Origin of the sequence: Roseibium aquae (assembly GCF_008711285.1) — a bacterium.
GTDB classification, from domain to species: Bacteria; Pseudomonadota; Alphaproteobacteria; order Rhizobiales; family Stappiaceae; genus Roseibium; species Roseibium aquae.
This window is the reverse complement of record NZ_VXDC01000002.1, coordinates 237365-257927: the sequence shown is the minus strand read 5'-3', so window position 1 is coordinate 257927 and position 20563 is coordinate 237365. Positions and strand designations below refer to the sequence as shown.

The following is a 20563-nucleotide window of genomic DNA, read 5'->3' as shown; positions in this document are numbered from 1 at the left end:
GTTTACTCCGCAGGTTGCGCTGTTGCCCGGGCGGTGGCCGGGGCTGCCACCGAAGCCGCCCGCATGCGCATGGCCCGGACCCGCCTGCGCAGCACTTCATTGCGCATCGCCATGAGATGCAGAACAAAAAACAGGAGCGTGAATGCCAGCGCCATCACCAGAAGCGGCACCAGCATATCCGGATGAATGGTCGGTCCGTCCAATCGGATCACGCTTGCCGGCTGGTGCAAGGTATTCCACCAATCCACCGAAAACTTGATGATCGGCAAGTTGAGCGCACCAACAAGGGTAAGGATGGCCGCGGCTTTTCCGGCCTTGATCGGGTCTTCCATCGTGCGCCAGAGGGCCATGAGACCCAGATACATGATGAACAGCACCAGAACCGAGGTCAGGCGGGCGTCCCAAACCCAATAGGTCCCCCACATCGGCTTGCCCCACAGGGCGCCGGTGACCAGACAGGTGAACGTCAGGGCCGCGCCGATCGGCGCCGCGGCCTTGGCGGACACATCGGCAAGCGGATGTTTCCAGACCAGCGTTCCAAGCGAGGAAATCGCCATGATCGAGTAGCACATCATCGCGAGCCATGCGGCCGGCACATGAATGAACATGATCCTGACCGTGTCGCCCTGCTGATAATCCTCGGGCGCCATGAAGAAGCTCTTGTACAGCCCAACCGCGAAAGCAGCCGCGCACGCAGCGATGAGCCAGGGAAGAATGATCTCCACAAGGCGCAGGAAACGGGTTGGATTTGCGTAGTCCCAGATGGCCATGGAATTGTTCTAATTCGAAGGTGAGCCCCATTCAATGACAATCGGTGCCGCACCCGCATTGCGCCGGATCAAAACCATGTCAGGGGACGGAGTTTCAATCCGACGAGAACCGGAGCGCCATGGCGGAGGCGATCGGGCCCACCACCGCTGAAATCAACGTCAGCGCGCACAGGATCAGGAATGGCGTCAGGAACGGCACAGGATCGGTCACCGCCGCATCCGCCGCGCTCACGCCAAAAATCAGGATTGGAATGGTGAGCGGGATGACCAGAACGGCCATCAGCAGGCCACCCCGGCGCAAAGTGACGGTCAGCGATGCACCAATCGCGCCGATCAGGGTCAGGGCTGGTGTGCCGACGAGCAAGGTCAGCGTAACGGCGCCAATCGCGGTGGGCGACAGGTTCAAAAAGATCGCGAGCACCGGCGCGGCAACCACCAACGGCAGTCCCGTCGCCATCCAGTGGGCCAGGCATTTGACCAGCACCACCAATTCGAGCGGCCGTCCAGCCATCAAGAGTAGATCCAGTGCCCCGTCATCCCGGTCGGCCTGAAACAACCGGTCCAACCCCAAAAGCGTGGCGAGCAGAGCTCCGATCCACAAAAAGGCGGGTCCGATCCTGGCCAGCAGGTTGAGATCCGGCCCAACGCCAAAGGGAATCACCGACACCACGGCCAGAAAGAACAGAACACCGATCATGCCGCTGCCGCCGACCCGCACAGCGATCCGCAGTTCGCGGGCAAACAGGGATCCCACCCAGCCAGTCATGCGTCACGCTCCTGCGAGAGGGGGGCCATGGGTTCCGGTGCCGTCTCAAGGTGCAGCCGGACGATGGTGGACAGGTTCAAGGGGCTATGGGTCGCGGCGATGATGATGCCGCCGCCCGAGAGGTGATTGTTCATCAGATCGAGTAGCCGGGCCTCCGACGCGGTATCAAGCGCCGATGTCGGCTCATCCATCAACCAGAGCGGCCGGGGTGTGATGAGCAAACGGGCCAGCGAGAGCCTGCGGCGTTGACCGGCAGACAGATAGGCCGCGGGCAGACGCGCCGTGTGACCGATGCCCAAGAACTCCAAGGCCTGAACCGGCTTCATCACGGCAGATTTGAAGCCCGGCGAGGGGGCCGGCGCGGAAAAGGATTGCCAGAACGTGAGATTTTCCAAGGCGGTCAAAGCCGGCTTCAGCGCGTCCTGATGACCGAAATAATGGGCGTGTTCATGCACGGCCATGTCGGGCTGGCTTGCGCCTTCCAGGTTCAAATCCCCTTCCGCGGGCGCGACAAGACCGGCCAGGGTGCGCAGGAGCGAGGATTTGCCAACGCCATTCGGACCCGTGACAATCAGCGCCGTTCCGGCGGAAACCGAGAAGGTCAGTCCGGCAAAGACGCGCCGCCCGCCCCGGTCCACGGCCAGATTGTCAGCTAGAAGTTTCAGGGAAAAGACTCCGGGTTGTTTGACCAGTTGTCTTGTTAGGGGGCATGGACGCGAAAATGCAAGCCTGAAAAAAGCCCCAAACGAAAACACCCCGGTGTCGATGCCGGGGTGTTCGAGCCCATGTTGCGCGCAAGGTTAAGCTGCCCGGACTGTGGAGAGAAACTTATCCAGTTCCGAACGCAGGAACTCGGCTTGCGCGGCAAGATCACCGGAGGCCTTCAGAACCTGATTGGCCGTCGCGCTGGACTGTTCCGCGGCCTCGGTCACGGTCGCGATTGACCGCGACACTTCTGTTGTGCCCGCGGCAGCCTGCTGAATGTTGGACGCGATTTCCTGGGTTGCCGCTGCCTGTTGCTCGACGGACGCCGCGACCGCGGTGCTGATTTCCTTGACCCGGCTGATTGTTTCGGCAACGCCATTGATCGCGGTAGCCGATTCATTCGTCGAGGACTGAATGCCGGCAATCTGCGCGGAAATCTCTTCCGTTGCCTTGGCGGTTTGGGTTGCCAGTTCCTTGACCTCGGCGGCCACGACCGCGAAGCCCTTGCCCGCCTCTCCGGCGCGGGCCGCCTCGATGGTCGCGTTCAGCGCAAGCAGGTTGGTCTGTTCGGCAATGCCAGAGATCAGTTCGACGATATCGCCGATTTTCTGCGCGGCACTCGACAGCCCCTGAACCTTGACGGCAGCAGAATCCGCATCGCGGGCCGCCTCCTCGGAGATCTGGTTCGAGCGTTCGACCTGGCCGGAAATTTCCTGAACCGAGGCGGTCAGTTCTTCCGTTGCCGACGCGACAGTCTCGACATTGTGCGACGCTTCTTCGGACGTCGTTGCCACGGTCACCGACCGGTCCGACGTCAGGCTTGCCGTGTCTGCCATCTCGCGGGAGAACCCTTCCAGTTGGCTGGCCGCCGCCGAAACGGACTGAACAATGGCGCCAACGGCGTCTTCGAACTGGCTGGCAATCTCGGCCAGCTGACGCGACCTTTCTGCTTCCGCACGGGCCTGTTGCTGCTCGGCTTCCGCCGTCAAACGGGCGCTTTTTTCAGACTGTTCCTTGAAGAAATCCGCGGTTTTGGCCAGATCGCCAATTTCATCCGCGCGATCGGTCCCTTCAATGGCGACATCAAGATTACCTGTCGCCATTTCCTGAAAGGTGTGAACGATCTTCGAGATGGGTTTGGAAATCCCATAGCGCGAGATCCAGACGCCCAGAATGGTGCAAATCGCGATTGCGAACGCCGCCGTCAAGACCAGATCCATCGCTGCGGACTGCGCCGCCGCGCTGGCGCGCGCGCGCTCGTCCGCCATGGTCTGCGCCGAATACTGGCTGTAAACCTTGACGGTATCGGTAACATTCTTCTGACCGGCGAGGGCAACATCGAGGGCTTTGGCAATCGCGGCGGCATCATCCGGCGCTTGCTCGGCAATCTGGATCATTTTCTCGATATCCGAGAAATAAGCCGTCAAAGCGGCTTCGATCGCTGTCAACTGCCTCTTCTGCTCGTTGTCGGCGGCAGCTTCGAGTTTCGGCAGGCGGCCGAGCATCTCTTCACTGCGGCGTTTGTTCTGGGCGCGGTATTCGGAAGCGTTGCCGGTATCCAGCGCCAATTGATAGGTCATCCGGCTGATCGCGACAATGTCGATCCGGAGGTCCATCGCCTCTCGAGCGGCTTCCTCTGATTGGCCAACCTGGTTGAAGGCCGTGGTCACCGCGTCGAGCTGAGTATAGGCGAACCAGGTCGTACCGGCGGCCGCAATGCTCAAAAAGGTGATGACGCCAAGCATCTTCTTGACGATCGAAATGTTCTTCAACACCGCAATTAACTCCGCTAACGGTCGAACCACCGGTGACCGGGTGAAATTCCACGACCAATGGTTTGCGGGAACAGTCTTTCCGAATGGTTTACCGAAGAGCCCAAGTGGGTCCTTTTGGGTCGAAAACGTCATCAAAACCGGTTTGCTTGCAAAGCCCGGCACCAAACAACAACGGCCGCGCCACCATCGCCCCGACCGGATGTCCTCCGTTCCAGACAATGGCGGCGCGGCCGCAAGTCGAATTCCCGGCCGGATCTTAAAAATGAACCGACTTCGCATCGAGCGGCTTTTGCCGCGGCGGGGCGAATTTGGTCAGATCGATGCCTTTCACCGCCTCCTTGTACTCGTCGATGCTCGGCGTCCGGCCAAGGATCGCCGACAGGACGACCACCGGGGTCGACGCCAGCAGCGATTCACCCTTCTTCTCATCCGAATCTTCCACGACCCGGCCCTTAAAGAGGCGCGTGGAGGTGGCCAGAACCGTGTCGCCCTTTGCGGCCTTTTCCTGATTGCCCATGCACAGGTTGCAGCCCGGACGCTCCAGATAGAGAATGTTCTCGTATTCGGTCCGCGCGGTTGACTTCGGCGCCGCATCGTCGAACTCGAAGCCGGAGTATTTCTGCAAGACGTCCCAGTCGCCCTCTTCCTTCAGCTCATCGATGATGTTGTAGGTCGGCGCGGCGACCACAAGCGGGGCCTTGAACTCGACCTTGCCTTGCGCCTTTTCGAGATTCTTGAGCATGCCCGCGACGATCTTCATGTCGCCCTTGTGGACCATGCAGGAGCCGACGAAGCCCAGATCCACCTTCTTCTCGCCGCGGTAATAGGAGACCGGGCGAATGGTATCGTGAGTGTAACGCCGGGAGACATCTTCATTGTTGACGTCCGGATCGGCGATCATCGGCTCATTGATTTCATCCAGATCGACGACGACCTCAGCAAAGTACTTGGCATCCGGATCCGGAGTGAGGGCGGGTTTCTCACCCGACTTGATTTGGGCAATGCGCTTGTCCGCCTTGTCGATCAGGCCCTGCAGAACCTTATTCCCGTTGTCCATGCCCTTGTCGATCATGGTCTGGATGCGAGACTTCGCCAGCTCCAGAGACCCGATCAGCGTCTCGTCGTTCGAGATGCAGATCGAGGCTTTGGCCTTCATTTCCGCAGTCCAGTCGGTGAAGGTAAACGCCTGGTCGGCCAGCAGCGTGCCGATATGCACCTCGATGATGCGGCCCTGGAAGACGTTGTCGCCATGCTGTTTCAGCATTTGCGCCTGTGTCGCGTGCACCACATCGCGGAAGTCCATGTGATCGGCCATGGTGCCCTTGAAAGTGACTTTCACGCTTTCGGGGATCGGCATGGTGGCTTCACCGGTCGCAAGCGCCAGCGCCACGGTGCCGCTATCCGCGCCGAAGGCCACGCCCTTGGACATGCGGGTGTGGCTGTCGCCTCCGATGATGATGTCCCAATCGTCGACGGTCAGATCGTTCAGCACCTTGTGGATCACGTCGGTCATAGCGTGGTATTCGCCCTTCGGGTCGCGGGCGGTGATCAGACCGAAATTGTTCATGAACTTCATGAGTTTCGGAATGTTGGCCTGGGCTTTCAGATCCCAGACGGAGGCTGTGTGACAGCCCGACTGGTAAGCGCCGTCCACGGTCGGCGAAATGACGGTGGCCGCCATCGCTTCCAGTTCCTGCGCGGTCATCAGGCCGGTCGTGTCCTGCGACCCGACGATGTTCACCTTCACCCGCACATCCGATCCGGCATGCAGCGTCTTGCCCGGTGTGGAGCCGACGGCGTTCCGGTTGAAGATTTTCTCAACGGCGGTCAGGCCCTGGCCTTCGTGGGACACTTCCTTGGACGGGGCAAACACCTGCGGGGCTTCGACCCCAAGGGTCTCGGCCGCGAATGTCTGCAGCTTCTTGCCGAAAACGATGGCATAGGAGCTGCCCGCCTTCATGAACTCGACTTTTTGCGGTGTGAACGCGGAGGACAGGTCCGCATGCTCTTCGCTGCCATCTTCGCTCAAGAGTTTTTTCGTCTTGGTGTTGATCTTGAACACCGTGCCCGTCTCGACCGAGTATTTCTGCTCCAGAACCGGGCTGTCGTCGTTGTTGAGGATCGGCTTGCCGTCCGGCCCGAGCTTCTTGACCCAATTCTTGAGGTCGATACCGATGCCGCCAGTGACGCCGACGGTGGTCAAAAAGATCGGCGAGATGCCGTTGGTGCCGGCAACAACGGGCGCGTAGTTGACGAAGGGCACATAAGGGCTGGCCGGTTTGCCGGTCCAAAGCGCCACGTTGTTGACGCCCGACATACGGGACGAGCCCACGCCCATGGTGCCTTTTTCGGCCACCAGCATCACGCGCTTGTCCGGGTGCTGCAGCTTCAGCGCCTCAATTTCCCTCTGGGCTTGTTCGGAAATCATGCACTTGCCGTGAAGTTCACGGTCGGAGCGGGAGTGCGCCTGATTGCCCGGCGATAGAAGGTCGGTGGAAATGTCACCCTCGGCGGCAACATAGCTGACGACCTTTATTTCCTCTTCGATGTCCGGAAGCTTGGTGAAGAACTCGGCCTGAACGTAGCTTTCCAGAATGTCCCTGACGATCTCGTTGCCTGCCTCATAGGCGGCCTTCAGCCGGTCCGTGTCGGCTTCATAGAGGAACACCTGGGTCTTCAGAACGTCGGCGGCTTGTTTGGCGATCGACTTGTCATCGCCAAGCGCCAGGTCCAGCAGCACTTCGATGGACGGCCCGCCTTTCATGTGAGACAGCAGCTCAAAGGCAAAGGCCGGCGTGATTTCTGGAACCTCTGCTTCGCCCAGAATGATCTCCTTCAGGAATTTCGCTTTTTCCCCCGCCGCGCTCGTCGTCCCCGGAAGAGTGTTGTAGATGAAGAACTTGAGCGAGTCGGCACGGTGTGCGTTGCCGGTGTCCCTGATCTGCGCGATCAGCTCGGCCACCAGCGCGCCATCTTCGATCGGCTTGGGGTGGAGCCCCTGATCTTTGCGGGATTCGATTTCTTTGAGGTAGTCTGTGTAAAGGCTCATGGGACCCTCGGCATCTTTCATGATAGAAAGAGCTTCCGCGCCGGACCGCACAGGACTTGGCTTGCCGGGGAAGCTCGCTGCAACCTTGATAGTTCAGTATACAATGGTATGCAATCTTTTTTGCAAGACATGTCTGCCGCAACGGCACCTTCCGGCGGCGCCCTCTGAGCCTATGCCGCGCGTCAGCCGATGCTCCCAGCGCAGGTGTACAACGTGTCGATGATCCCCATATGCGGGGAGCCGGCACCGCAAGACGGTCTCTCGGGAGATAAGAGGGATTGTTCTGTATAGGATGAACCGGTTTCAGGAGGGCGGAACTGAGGGAGAGGCTCTGTTTGCGTCCACCATCGCCGCCTCATCAGGTGATTGCGGGCCTGGCCGCGCGAAAGCCTGGAAGAGTGTAGACTGGCGGCCGGCCCGGACGCGGCCGGATCGCCTGGACAAGGATAAGGAGACCGCACGCCGTGACCCAGTCCCTCGACAGCTTCAACTGTAAGACAACGCTCCAGGTTGGTGACAAGACCTACACCTACTTCTCCATTCCCCAGGCCGAAAAGAACGGTCTTGAAGGCGTCGCCAAACTGCCATTTTCGCTAAAGGTGGTTCTGGAAAACCTGTTGCGCTTTGAAGACGGGCGCACGGTGACCAAAGAGGATATTCTGGCCTGCGCCGAATGGTTGAAGGACCGGAAATCCACCCAGGAAATCTCCTATCGCCCGGCCCGCGTCCTCATGCAGGACTTCACCGGTGTTCCGGCGGTTGTCGATCTCGCAGCCATGCGCGATGCGGCGGTGAAACTGGGCGGCGACCCAAAGAAGGTCAATCCGCAGGTCCCGGTCGACCTGGTCATCGACCATTCGGTCATGGTCGACTATTTCGGTACCGGCGATGCGTTCAAGAAAAACGTCGAACTGGAATATGAACGCAATGGCGAGCGCTATGAGTTCCTGCGCTGGGGCCAGTCGGCCTTCGACAATTTCCGCGCCGTGCCGCCAGGCACCGGCATCTGCCATCAGGTGAACCTCGAATATCTTGCCCAAACCGTCTGGACGAAGGACGAGGACGGCGAGACCGTCGCCTATCCCGACACGCTGGTCGGCACGGACAGCCACACCACAATGGTCAATGGCCTTGCGGTTCTCGGTTGGGGTGTTGGCGGCATCGAGGCGGAAGCGGCCATGCTCGGCCAGCCGATCTCCATGTTGATCCCGGAAGTCATCGGCTTCAAGCTGACCGGCAAGCTGAACGAGGGCATCACCGCGACCGACCTGGTCCTGACCGTCGTGCAGATGCTGCGCCAGAAGGGCGTGGTCGGCAAGTTCGTGGAATTCTACGGCCCCGGTCTCAACAATCTTTCGCTCGAGGACGCGGCGACCATCGCCAACATGGCTCCGGAATATGGTGCGACCTGCGGCTTCTTCCCCGTCGACAATGACACCTTGAAATATCTTTTGGCCACAGGGCGCGACAAGCACCGCGTCGCGCTGGTGGAAGCCTATGCCAAGGCGCAGGGCATGTTCCGCGAAGGCGATGAGGAACCGGCCTTCACCGATACCTTGGAGCTCGACATTTCGACCGTCGTGCCCTCGCTGGCCGGTCCCAAACGCCCCCAGGACCGGGTCACCCTATCCGATGCGGCGCCGGAATTCGCCAAGGCCTTGAGAGAGATCAAGGGCACGGCCGGGGCGGGGGCCGTGCCGGAGACGGTGCAGGAATCCCGGTTTGTCGATGAGGGCGCGACCGGCGTTCTCGACCAGGTGCACCAGCGCTACGCGGTTGATGGCCGCGACCATGGTCTGGCCGATGGCGACGTGGTGATCGCCGCGATCACCTCCTGCACCAACACGTCCAACCCGTCTGTCCTGATCGCTGCGGGCCTTGTCGCCCGAAAGGCGCTGGAGAAGGGCCTCAAGGTCAAGCCCTGGGTCAAGACATCGCTCGCGCCCGGTTCGCAAGTTGTCACCGATTACCTCGAAAAGGCCGACGTCCAGAAGGACCTCGACGCCCTGGGCTTCAACCTCACAGGCTATGGCTGCACCACCTGCATCGGCAATTCCGGTCCGCTCGATCCCGCGATTTCCAAGACCATCAACGACAATGATCTGGTCGCCTGTTCGGTCCTGTCGGGCAACCGCAACTTCGAGGGCCGGGTCAATCCGGATGTGCGCGCCAATTATCTCGCCTCACCGCCGCTGGTGGTCGCCTATGCGCTTGCCGGGTCCATGCACATCAATGTCGCGGAGGATCCGCTGGGCGAGGACCGCAACGGCAACCCGGTCTATCTGAAGGACCTGTGGCCGGCGACGGAAGAAATCACCGCCCTGATCCGCTCGTCCATCACCGAGGAGATGTTCCGCAGCCGCTATTCCGACGTCTTCAAGGGCGATGAGCACTGGCGCGCGATCAAGGTGGAAGGCGGCATGACCTACTCCTGGCCGGCCGGCTCCACCTATGTCCAGAACCCGCCCTATTTCGAGGGTATGACCATGGAACCGGCCCCGCTCGAGGACATCGAGGACGCCGCCGTGATGGGTCTGTTTCTCGATTCAATCACCACAGACCACATTTCGCCGGCAGGCAGCATCAAGGAAAACAGCCCGGCCGGGCAGTATCTCGCCGAGCATCAGGTGGCCCGCAAGGACTTCAACTCCTACGGCTCGCGGCGCGGCAACCACGAGGTCATGATGCGCGGCACCTTCGCCAACATCCGCATCAAGAACCAGATGGTGCCGGGCGTGGAAGGCGGCCTCACCATGAAGGATGGGACCCAGAAGTGGATCTACGATGCCTGTATGGAATATCAGGAGGCCGGCACACCGCTCGTGGTCTTTGCGGGCAAGGAATATGGCACCGGATCCTCTCGGGATTGGGCGGCAAAGGGCACCAAGCTCCTGGGGGTGCGCGCCGTGATCGCAGAATCCTTCGAGCGCATTCACCGGTCGAACCTCGTCGGCATGGGCGTCATTCCGCTCACCTTCAAGGAGGGGGAGAGCTGGCAATCGCATGGCATCACCGGCACGGAACGGGTGACCATCAAGGGCATCGCGGATATCCAGCCGCGCCAGATGATGGATGTTGAGGTCACGTTCGAGGACGGCTCCACCAAGACCATCGAATGCCTGTGCCGCGTCGATACCGAGGACGAACTGGAATACATCAAGGCCGGCGGCATCCTGCACTATGTGCTGCGCAACCTCGTGACGGGCTGATTCAGGAATGTGCAACCCGGAGCGGCCCAAGGGCCGCTTTGGGGTTTGGGTTCTGGCGCTCCACAACCCTCCCTTGGCCTGACCTCGGCCCTCTGGGGAGATCCATTGCCCAATCGCTCCTCAGTCGACACTGATCGCTTGGACGCGGAACGGTGTGGATCCCGGATCTGCGCGGTGCTTGTCCGGGATGACGGTCCGGCAGTGGAATGGTCTTTTCCCTTGTCCGGCGTTCATCCGCACGGCTTGGTCCTTGCGGGCGGGGTCCGGGACAGGTCTTCAATTTTCCAAGGGACAGGGACGAAGATGAGAGCCGGAGAAGCGGTTTTTGCCCGCATCCGGCCAAACCCGCATTCAAGAGTGCAACCGTCGGCCGGACGTCTCACCCTGACAATTCCTGACCTTTGAAAGGATTGGTGACCCCGACGCGATTCGAACGCGTGACCCTCAGATTAGGAATCTGATGCTCTATCCTGCTGAGCTACGGGGCCATCGCCGAAGCTCTTATCACGGTTCGCGCGGGCTTTCGAGCCCTTTGACCGCAAACGCCAGGGGACAGGGAGGTTGCATCGATGGTGGGTTTCGTCTTGCCCTTGCCGCATTTCCACACTTTGATCAGCCTAGTGAGGCGTCAATCCCGGACACAATTGATTTGCAGCTTGGCCACGACAATCTGGGAAGACCCGTGGGACGTCCCGGATTTCCGGCCAAACACCGCCCGCCGCGAGGCTTGCGGCAGCGCGGAACCGATCATTTCGGCGCCTTTTCGGCTGATACCGGGCGGTCTCCAAGCCGGCTCCGCGGGACCAGAGCAGACCACCCGGGGGGCCGCTGTCTCCTGAGGGGCCGCTGTCCCACGAGCGCCGCCCCATGGACCGGCCGGGCGTTCAGGCGCCTGTCCCAAGCCGCCGTGCTGACCGGCCTCGTCTGGCCATTCCTCGCGGACCATAGCCTTGCCGCCGATGGCCATATCCCTCACCCCTGCCTGGCAGCCGCTGCGGGGCCGGCCGTGGCGCTGACGCCCGCCGGCGGGCCGGGCATGGAGTTCGCCGGTGCCGATGGCGCCCGGTACCGCGCAACGGACATTGCCGGTCAACACGCTGTGCCCGCAACACCAGGCCGGCGCTATTTCGCCCGCCCGGCCGGACCCGCGGACCGATGGGGCACAGTGCCTGCCTGGATCGAGGCGAAAACGGCCGACGGCACGCGCACGCTGTGGCAGGAAGACCTGATCAAGGCGGCAGAAGCTGTCTTCGCGCCCGAAACCGCCAGCATGGAATGCGCCGACCGGCTCCATGGCGCCCGGGCCAAAGCCGGGACCTCGCAAGACGGCACCGCCCCGGCAAGCCCGTTGCCGGCATCCAGGCCGGACCTGCTCGCGGCGCATGCCGGCGGCTATGTTATCGCGCGTGGACGCCTGGTCTCCCTTGGAAAGACCGAGCGAACCCGCTATCTCAATTTTGGGAGGGACTGGTCCAGCGACCTCACGGCAACCATATCCTCAAAGGACGCCGGACGCTTCGAGGCCTGGCTCGCCCGGCAGGGGGCCAATTGGGACAGCCTCGACGGCCAACGTCTGGAAGTCCGCGGTTTTGTGACACTTGACCGGGGCCCATCGATCAATTTGACGCACCCGGCTCAGATCCGGGTACTGACAAAGGAAACGGCAGACCCTTGAACGGCTTGGCGGCAGGACAGGACAGGCGGCAGACCGGCGCGGGACCCGGGCGGCGGAACCGGGCCGGACTATGGCGCAAGACCGCCGCGCTGGTGCTTGCCCTTACGCTGGCCGGGTGCCAGCTGCTGGGCGACGGCGCAACGGTCGGAACGCTTGCGCCCGGCACCTTGCGCCCCAATCTCGCGGCCGATATCGGCGCAAGAGAGCACCCGCGCGTGGTCGCGACCTATGGCGGTGTCTACAAGGATCCGGGTGCCGAACGGGCCGTGGCCAGCGTGGTTGGCCGCCTTGTCGAGGCCTCCGACAATCCGTCGCAAACCTACCGCATCACCATCTTGAATTCGCCGGCGATCAACGCGTTTGCTCTGCCCGGCGGTTATTTGTATGTGACCCGGGGGCTTCTGGCCCTTGCCAACGACACGTCCGAATTGGCCGCCGTTCTGGCCCACGAGATGGCCCATGTCACGGCCAACCATGCCATCGAACGCCAACAAAGAGCCGAGGCGCGGGCCCTGGCCGACCGGATCCTGACAAATGTGGTTCAGGATTCGGAAGCCGCCCGGCAAGCCATCATTTCCTCCCAGCTATCCTTTGCGCGCTTCTCGCAGGTCCAGGAACTGGAAGCAGACGCGATTGGCGTCAAGACTCTCGCCAAGGCCGGGTTCGACCCGTTCGCCGCCGCACGTTTCCTGGAATCCATGGCCCGCTATCAGGCCTACCAATCGGCTCAAAAGGAAACGCCAAGCGCGCCCGACTTTTTGTCCTCGCATCCTTCAACGCCCGAACGCCTGTCGATCGCCGTTCTTGCCGCCCGCCAAGTTGGCGCGCCAGGCGTTGGGGAACGGGATCGGGATCGCTACCTGAGCCAGATCGACGGTATGCTGTTCGGTGACGATCCGCTTGAGGGATTTGTGCGCGGGCGCTCATTCCTCCACAAGGCGCTCGGCATCGGCTTTACCGTACCGCGCGGATACACCCTGGAAAACTCGCCCGAAGCGGTGCTGGCCAGCAATGGCGCGGGCACGGCCATGCGCTTCGACGGCGCCGACCTATCCGGCTACAACAGTCTGACCGAATATATGTCATCCGGCTGGATCAACGGTCTCTTGCCGCAAAGCGTCCGCGAAACCACGATCAACGGACTTCCCGCGGTCACCGGGTCCGCCGTGACCCAGGGCTGGTCGTTTAGGATCGCTGTGATCCGGCTGGGGCGGACCGGCTACCGGTTTATTTTCGCAGACCGCGATCCATCAGACGCCTATGAAACCCAGTTCAGGGAAACTGTTGCCAGTTTCAAGCAACTGACACCAACGGAAAGGGCCCGTCTCCAATCGCTCCGGCTTAAAGTGGTCACGGCCCAGGCCGGCGACACGCCACAAACGCTTGCCCGGGGCATGACCGGCGTGGAGGCGAGCCGGCGGCTGGAATTCTTTGCCGTTTTGAACGGCCTGGACATGAATAAACCGATCCCGGCAGGAAAGCCGGTGAAACTGGTGGTGGATTGACACCGGCTTTAGCGTGGCAGGGAGGATGGGACATTTGATAAGAAACGCCCCATGCCCGGCACCTCAAGAAACGCCCAGCTTTGGGTGCCGAACCGGAACGGATAGACGACCCGCTGATCTGAAGTGGCAACAGCCAAAAAAATGCCCGGCGATCCAAGACGGATGCGCCGGGCAAGGTGGTTGGGGCATGGACGTTTCCGGTTCGGGGTGAACCGGAAACGGATTTCGATGGTGGGGTTTCGACGCTGGCTCTCCGCGAAGTACGCTCAAAACAGAAAGGGATACGGTCCTGTACCGTCCGTGATCGGTGGCCGCCCGGTAGCTTTTACGCCCAACCCCTCGATAATCTAAAGCTACATGGAATAGGCGCTGGCATCTGGCTGGCGGTCAAGAAGCGCGGTCTTGAGCTTCTCCATCGCCCGGCTCTCGATCTGGCGCACCCGCTCCTTGGAGATGCCGAGTTGCTCTCCCAGCGATTCCAGGGTCGCGCCGTCTTCGGACAGGCGCCGCTCTTTCACAATGCGCAACTCCCGGTCGGTGAGCACGTCCAGAGCGGAAGCGAGCCAACGGCGGCGCCGTTCCATGTCAATGTTTTCCGAAACGATTTCATCCGGTTGGGGCGAATCCGAAACCAGAAAATCCTGTCTGTCCGCACTTGAACCCTCAGAGTCGGTCATGGGTGCGTTCAATGACGTATCCGGACCGGACAGGCGAGCATTCATGGTCGCCACATCCTTCGGCTTCACACCGATCGCATCGGCAATTTTCTGGTGAAGCTCGGAGTCGGTCAACGACTGCTGCTGCCCGGACAACTTCGCCCGCAGTCGGCGCAGATTGAAGAACAACGCCTTTTGGGAGGAGGATGTTCCCCCCCGCACAATAGACCAATTCCGGAGGATGTAGTCTTGGATCGAGGCTCTGATCCACCAGGTGGCGTAGGTTGAAAACCGCACCTCACGGTCGGGCTCGAACCGGGCAGCGGCTTCAAGCAGGCCAACATGGCCCTCCTGGATCAGATCTCCCAGCGGAAGACCGAAGTTTCGAAAACGCGAAGCGACCGCGATCACGAGGCGCATGTGGGAGAGTGACAGTTTTTCGAGGGCTTTCTCGTCCTTGTTGTCCCGCCAACGGACCGCGAGCGCGTGTTCCTCTTCACGCGTCAAGTACGGCGCTTTCATCGCGGTACGCATCAACTGCCGCCGCTCACCCATCGAGTTAGACATCAGCACAGCTCCTCATTTGTTGAAAAGCTTACGTCTTTGACTCTGGGTCAGATCATGAATGTCCGGGCGCGCTGCCGCCCGAGCCGTGCACATAATTGTGAACACAGGGACGTTCAATCGGTGACCGATCCGGAATTTTGAGAACGTCCGGAAGATGATCAACCCAAAGAGCAAAGGCTCGCGTTCTGGCAAACCCCTTCTCGAGCTGTTGTTCCATCCGGTCCAAACGAAAAAAGGCCCGAAGATCGGGCCTTTTACGCACTCTGCCATTTTCTGGGATATCAGGCCGCTTCTTCCTGATCGTCTTCCTCGGCTGCCGCAGCTTCCGCCGCCGCCTTCAACCGGGAGGGCGCCTTCGCAAGGTTCTGCTCGATCAGCCTGACGGCTTCGGTGTCGGAACATTTGTTCACTGCGGCGATTTCGCGCGCCAGGCGATCCAGGGCCGCTTCATAGAGTTGGCGTTCGGAATAGGACTGTTCCGGCTGATTTTCCGAGCGATACAGATCGCGCACAACTTCGGAAATGGCCTGCAGATCCCCTGAATTGATTTTCGCTTCGTATTCCTGAGCCCGGCGGCTCCACATCGTACGCTTCACCCGCGGACGGCCCCGCAGGGTTTCCAGCGCCTTTTTGACGGCCGCTGCATCGCCAAGCTTTCGCATTCCAACAGATGCGATCTTTGCGACCGGTACGCGAAGGGTCATCTTGTCTTTTTCAAAAAGGATGACCAGAAGCTCTAGAGTATGTCCGGCAACGCTTTGTTCTTCGATGGCAGTGATCTGACCAACGCCATGTGCCGGATAGACGATGAACTCGCCTGTTTTAAATCCCTGACGCTGCGCGGTCTTTTTCGTATTGCTTGCCATTCTCGTCACTTCTCCTGCGCAGTGGTCGGCCACCGATGGCCGACGAAACCGCGATGCGGTTCAAGTTTATGGTTCAGCACACGCGGTCGACTTGCGATCCCTGAGGCGGAACGCCTGTTGATATCGGGCGTGTTTGGGTAGTCAGCCGTCGTGATCCACTTTAAAACTCGGAGCAAGGTGAAAAATTGACACTTCGTCCATGTCTGCCAGACAGGTCAGGCACGCTTTGGTTTCAACCTCCGCTCCAGGAAAGAGGGCGTTCGGGTGGACAGCTATCTTCTACCAATAACACAGCTTTGAAAAAAATTAAAGCACCGTGCGGTGCAACACGACATTCGTTTGTCCGCAACCTCAATAAAATATGGGTTTGGCGTCGCAGCAGGCATCAAACGGGACCGATCGGATCCGCAGTTCGCGGCACTTATGACGCCATCCAGGGTCAAGCTGGCCCATTGGGCGAAAAGAACTCCTCCAACTTGTTCTCCTTGCCGTCGAACGCCTCGGCTTCAGGCAACGGGTCTTTCTTTTCCGTGATGTTCGGCCATTTGACCGAGTATTCAGCGTTCAACTCGATCCACTTTTCAAGCCCGGGTTCCGTATCGGGCAGGATAGCCTCGGCCGGGCATTCGGGTTCGCACACACCGCAGTCGATGCACTCATCCGGATGGATGACGAGCATGTTCTCACCCTCGTAGAAGCAATCCACAGGACACACTTCCACACAGTCGGTGTACTTACACTTGATGCAGTTATCGGTGACGACGTAGGTCATCGGCTTCCTCGACAGGCGTGTTGACTAGACTGCGATCCATCGACCGAGACCCATCCGGACCAAGGCGCTCCGCCCGCAGATCATTTTCAAATGGTTGGGTAGCCCGTTTGCTAAATCCGTGCAAGCGTTGCCAAAGCCGCGCATCGGACACTGCTGAAAAACAAGCCTCCCTTTTGGTCAAAAGAGAGCAAACTGTTTCAGTCCGGTTCCCGCAAACTGTCAATCTTCCGCCTCTCACGCTTGGTTGGCCGTCCACTGCCCCGCGCCCGTTTGGCAACATCGGACTGGGTGGGATCGGACTTCGGCGGCTCTGGCGAACTGAGATCCTCATAAAGCTGGCACGCTTCGGTGAAGGGCCCGCGGCGGGTTCCAAGCTGTTGCACCTCGAGCACCAGCACTTTGCGCTCCAACGCAATCGTCAAAACATCACCGACGCGCACAGTCTTGCTGGCCGACGATATCTTTTCCTTGTTCAGCCTGACATGCCCACCCGTGGTAAGTTTTTGAGCAAGCGAACGCGATTTCGTGACCCGGGCGTACCAGAGCCACTTGTCAACGCGCAGGCCGGGCAACTGGCCGGTTGCACCGCGTTTTTCTTCGCTTTCGCTCAGCTCTTGTCCTTCGTTGTCATGTTTTCCTTCAACGCCAAAAGGGCCGCGAAGGGGGAATTGGGATCAATCGGCTTTTCCCGCTGGGCCGGCTTGTCACGGCCCGACTGGCCGCCACCGGCAGAGGCCTTGCCTCTGTGCTGCTTGCCGCCTTTGGCCGGCTTGTCACGGCCCGGACGTTTATCGTCGCGGGCCTCACCGCCTTTGCGCGCATCGCCGCGCCGGTTGTCGTGTCCGGGCTTCTGCCTTGGGCGGCGATCCGGACGGCCCGGACGCCAGACCAGAATGCTCACGGTCTCCAGCTCCAGAGCTCCGTCCGGGTTGTCGCCGCCGGTTTCCAGACCAGCTTCCGCAACAGCGCCAACGGCCGCGTCCGGTTCCGCAACCGGGATTCCTTCCCCGTTGTCGGATGAGGCGACGGAAACATCGCCGCCAGCATCACCCGGCACCTCAGACAGGGTCGTCACACCTTCAAGCTCAATGGCGGCCTGTGAAGCGGCATCATCGCCACCACCCTCGGGCTTGACCTCGGCGGGTGCCGGAATTTCTGGTGCCTGCTCATCGGTTTTATCAGTTGTCAGCGCGTCCTGGACAGCAGCCTCGGTTCCTGCGCCTTCGTCACGCTGAGACGAATGACCGGCATCGGGTTCCGGCTTGCGTGCGACCGGCCGCTGCACATCGCGAACCTCGAACCGGTAGCCCAGTGACTTCAGGACTTCGGTGAAATCGTCCCCGGCGCATCCCAGGAGCGAGGTCATTGCAACCGTCACCGTGAAGCCGCCACCTTCGCGAATTGCGCCCTCCGGCGGGTCCACGTCCTTGTCCAATGGCTTCCAGGAAATCAGCGGCCGGATCAAATCCGCCAAACGCTCCAGAATGTCGACCCGCACCGCCCTCGGTCCGCAAACCCGGAAGCCAACAACTTTATACAAGGGTTTGGAAATGGTTTCATCGACCGGAATGGAAGTCCGGCCGGACGCGGACAGTTGCGGCAATTCGGCCAGGCCCGCCATATCAAGCGAACCGTGCTTCAATGCCCAGAGCTGCGCCAGAAGCTGGCTCGGCGCCGGCTTCAACAGCGCCGGGACAAAAATCGTATAGGCTCCAAACCGCACGCCGTGCTTGCGCAGAGAAGCCCGCATATCCTGATCGAGCTGGCGGATTTCGTCGGCAGCCGCCTGCCGCTCCAGGATACCTTGTCCTTCGACAATCCGGAAAGCGACGCCCCGCGCGAGCCCTTCGAGGTCGGCCGCCGCCTGCAGATCAAACAGCGGCTTCAGGAGTGTTTCGAGATGGGCCTTGACCCAAAGGTCAATACGACCCTGGACCTTGTCGCGGATGGGTCCGGAAAGATGCTCATCCGCGAGAAGCAAAACCGACGGGTTCAGGACTTGCTCGCCCGGAACAAGTTTGGCGACCGCTTCACCGCGCCAGCGGATCGTGGCATCGGACGTGAGAATGAAATCGCCATTTTCGGAGCGGGACAGCTTTTCGGCGCGGTTTTCGATCTCGGTGGCAAGCACCTTCTGGGCGGCGGCCCGCACGGCCTTGCCGTCCGGCCCTTCCGCGCCGGCATCGGGCGCAAACCGGAAGCCAAGCAGGTTTCCGATGTGCTGACCTTCCACGAGCACATCACCGCTCGATGTAATTTCCGCTTCCAGCATTGCGTTCTCTCTCAAACGTCGCATCAAAACACTTGTTCGCCGATCCACAAACCGCTGGGTCAGACGATCATGGAGGGCATCGGACAGCTTGTCTTCTATGCCGCGCGTCACCTCTTGCCAATGACCGGGATCAGCCAGCCAGTCCGGGCGGTTTGCGACAAACGTCCAGGTCCGGATATGGGCAATCCGGTTTGCCAATGTGTCGATATCACCATCCGTCCGATCTGCGAAGGCCAATTGACGCAAGAACCAGTCTTCTTCGATGTGGCCGTCGCGGATCAGGTGGGTATAGATCGAATTCAGGATTTCCGCATGGTTCGCCGGAGCGATTTTCCGATAATCGGGCACCTGGCACACATCCCAAAGAAGCTGAACATCCTTGCGTGTGCGCACAAGATCGGAAATGGCAGGATCCCGGGTCAGCAGCTCGAGCGCGGTCATATCCTCACCGGTCGGCGCGCGGGCCAGCCCGTCCTCACGCGGCGCGACCTCGAGCGTCCTCTTGAGGGCGGCGATCGAGGAAAAATCAAGCACACTGTTGCGCCATTGCAGCACCTTGAGATTAACGAAATGATGATTTTCGATCCGCTCGATAATCTCGTCATCCAGGGGATCGACACGGCTTGTCACCCCGAATGTACCGTCGCGCATATGCCGGCCGGCACGCCCAGCGATCTGGCCCATCTCCGCCGCGGTCAATTGGCGGTACTGATAGCCGTCATACTTGCGCGTTCCGGCAAACGCGATGTGATCGACATCGAGATTGAGCCCCATTCCAATGGCATCGGTAGCGACCATGTGATCGACATCGCCGTTTTGAAACAACTCGACCTGGGCGTTGCGGGTGCGCGGGCTGAGAGATCCGAGCACGACAGCCGCACCGCCCCGCTGGCGGCGTATCAGTTCGGCGATGCCATACACCTCATCGGAAGAAAACGCGACGATCGCCGAGCGGGGCGGCAGGCGCGACACCTTTTTCGACCCGGCATAGGTCAGGATCGACATCCGCGGCCGGGTGATCACATTGAGGCCGGGTATGAGCTTTTCGAGAAGCGGCCGGACGGTTGCCGCACCGAGGAGAAGGGTCTCTGATTGGCCGCGCAAATTGAGCAGGCGGTCGGTGAAAACGTGTCCCCGATCGAGATTGCCGGCCAGCTGGACCTCGTCGATGGCGACGAAATCTGTCTTCAGATCGAGCGGCATCGCCTCGACGGTGGACACCCAATAACGGGGCGCGTCGGGAATGATCTTTTCTTCGCCCGTGATCAGCGCGACCTTCGCCGCGCCCGCACGCTCGACTAGCCGGCCATATACCTCGCGCGCCAGCAACCGGAGCGGCAAGCCGATCAACCCGGATTCATGGCCCAGCATGCGCTCGATAGCCAGATGGGTCTTCCCGGTATTCGTGGGCCCGAGGACCGCGGTTACGGTGCGCGATCGGGCCGCTCTTGGCAAAGGCAGAGTAGGGGAAAGGGACATGCGCTGGTTCGGCGGAGGTTATCGTCAGGTGTGCGCGTTCAGATCGTACGCGGCGCTGTCTAGCACAGACTTGAACGCTGTGTCCCCCACTGATTTGCGCCGCGCACGCCCGCGATCGGGCAAACGACGACGCCAAAAGAACGACTCTCGAACAAATGTGGGGCGAATCGATGACTCAAAGAGATTCCGGTTTCGTTCACCACCAGATATCCGCACCCGTCCTTTCCGGCACACCAAATCCTGAATCAATTGAGTCGCTTAGCCGGTACGCAAGACTTCCTGCCGCAAAGCCTGGCAACGGCTGTCAAGCTTAAAATTCCCTTAATCTTGAGGGGTTGATTTTTTCATAGCGCCAGTAACGAATGCACGGAAAGTGAACAGAGCCTGCACGAATCGGTTGTATTGAGGTGTTTTCGATCTGTTCCAACAATATTTTGTGAGAATCCGTGGCCCCCTCACAAGATATTGGCTTTGGCAAGATCCGCATTCCGGCAAGC

The 20563-nt window shown here is 60.6% G+C and carries 13 protein-coding genes, 1 tRNA gene and 1 pseudogene; 3 read left to right on the top strand and 12 right to left on the bottom strand.

From position 1 onward, the window contains the following. Positions 1-2: 2 nt before the first annotated feature. From F0184_RS04885 to F0184_RS04865, 5 genes are all read right to left on the bottom strand, one after another. Positions 3-770 (bottom strand): heme ABC transporter permease, encoded by a 768-nt coding sequence (locus F0184_RS04885; RefSeq protein ID WP_150495036.1) that lies wholly within the window; start codon positions 768-770, stop codon positions 3-5. 94 nt (positions 771-864) lie between these two features. Then, positions 865-1524, bottom strand: coding sequence for a heme exporter protein CcmB (gene ccmB, locus F0184_RS04880; RefSeq protein ID WP_172972000.1), 660 nt, complete (start codon positions 1522-1524; stop codon positions 865-867). 8 nt (positions 1525-1532) lie between these two features. Continuing rightward, positions 1533-2201: a heme ABC exporter ATP-binding protein CcmA gene (gene ccmA / locus F0184_RS04875; protein WP_150495189.1), complete on the bottom strand. Its 669-nt coding sequence runs from the start codon at positions 2199-2201 to the stop codon at positions 1533-1535. Positions 2202-2336: 135 nt separating this feature from the next. Then, positions 2337-4016 (bottom strand): methyl-accepting chemotaxis protein, encoded by a 1680-nt coding sequence (locus tag F0184_RS04870; RefSeq protein WP_208998322.1) that lies wholly within the window; start codon positions 4014-4016, stop codon positions 2337-2339. A gap of 256 nt (positions 4017-4272) precedes the next feature. Further along, positions 4273-7065 (bottom strand): bifunctional aconitate hydratase 2/2-methylisocitrate dehydratase, encoded by a 2793-nt coding sequence (locus F0184_RS04865; RefSeq protein ID WP_150495033.1) that lies wholly within the window; start codon positions 7063-7065, stop codon positions 4273-4275. Between the two features lie 464 nt (positions 7066-7529). Between F0184_RS04865 and acnA the strand changes: the two genes are divergently transcribed. Beyond that, positions 7530-10274 carry an aconitate hydratase AcnA gene (gene acnA / locus F0184_RS04860; RefSeq protein ID WP_150495032.1) on the top strand — a complete coding sequence of 915 codons (2745 nt, stop codon included), beginning with the start codon at positions 7530-7532 and terminating at the stop codon, positions 10272-10274. A gap of 411 nt (positions 10275-10685) precedes the next feature. On the opposite strand, the gene F0184_RS04855 is transcribed toward acnA, so the two are convergent. Further along, positions 10686-10762, bottom strand: a tRNA-Arg gene (locus tag F0184_RS04855). Positions 10763-11181: 419 nt separating this feature from the next. Between F0184_RS04855 and F0184_RS04850 the strand changes: the two genes are divergently transcribed. Together F0184_RS04850 and F0184_RS04845 are read left to right on the top strand one after the other, a co-directional pair. Further along, positions 11182-11949 carry a hypothetical protein gene (locus F0184_RS04850; RefSeq protein ID WP_150495031.1) on the top strand — a complete coding sequence of 256 codons (768 nt, stop codon included), beginning with the start codon at positions 11182-11184 and terminating at the stop codon, positions 11947-11949. 89 nt (positions 11950-12038) lie between these two features. Next, the gene (locus F0184_RS04845) at positions 12039-13454 is read left to right on the top strand and encodes a M48 family metalloprotease (protein ID WP_150495188.1); all 1416 of its coding nucleotides are present in this window, start codon (positions 12039-12041) and stop codon (positions 13452-13454) included. Between the two features lie 353 nt (positions 13455-13807). Here the strand turns inward: F0184_RS04845 and F0184_RS04840 are convergent, their stop codons facing one another. The 6 genes and pseudogenes from F0184_RS04840 to F0184_RS04820 form a co-directional block, all read right to left on the bottom strand. Next, positions 13808-14677, bottom strand: coding sequence for an RNA polymerase factor sigma-32 (locus F0184_RS04840; RefSeq protein WP_150495030.1), 870 nt, complete (start codon positions 14675-14677; stop codon positions 13808-13810). A 281-nt stretch (positions 14678-14958) separates the two neighbouring features. Further along, positions 14959-15543, bottom strand: coding sequence for a CarD family transcriptional regulator (locus tag F0184_RS04835; RefSeq protein WP_150495029.1), 585 nt, complete (start codon positions 15541-15543; stop codon positions 14959-14961). Positions 15544-15982: 439 nt separating this feature from the next. Next, positions 15983-16315 carry a ferredoxin FdxA gene (fdxA, locus tag F0184_RS04830; RefSeq protein WP_150495028.1) on the bottom strand — a complete coding sequence of 111 codons (333 nt, stop codon included), beginning with the start codon at positions 16313-16315 and terminating at the stop codon, positions 15983-15985. Positions 16316-16512: 197 nt separating this feature from the next. After that, entirely contained in the window at positions 16513-16737 is a 225-nt protein-coding gene (locus tag F0184_RS21115) for an RNA-binding protein (RefSeq protein ID WP_371871052.1), read from the bottom strand. A 9-nt stretch (positions 16738-16746) separates the two neighbouring features. Continuing rightward, positions 16747-16887: pseudogene (locus F0184_RS21110) on the bottom strand (S4 domain-containing protein); the annotation flags it as partial. A 35-nt stretch (positions 16888-16922) separates the two neighbouring features. After that, entirely contained in the window at positions 16923-20066 is a 3144-nt protein-coding gene (locus F0184_RS04820; RefSeq protein ID WP_150495026.1) for a helicase-related protein, read from the bottom strand. Between the last annotated feature and the right edge of the window lie 497 nt (positions 20067-20563).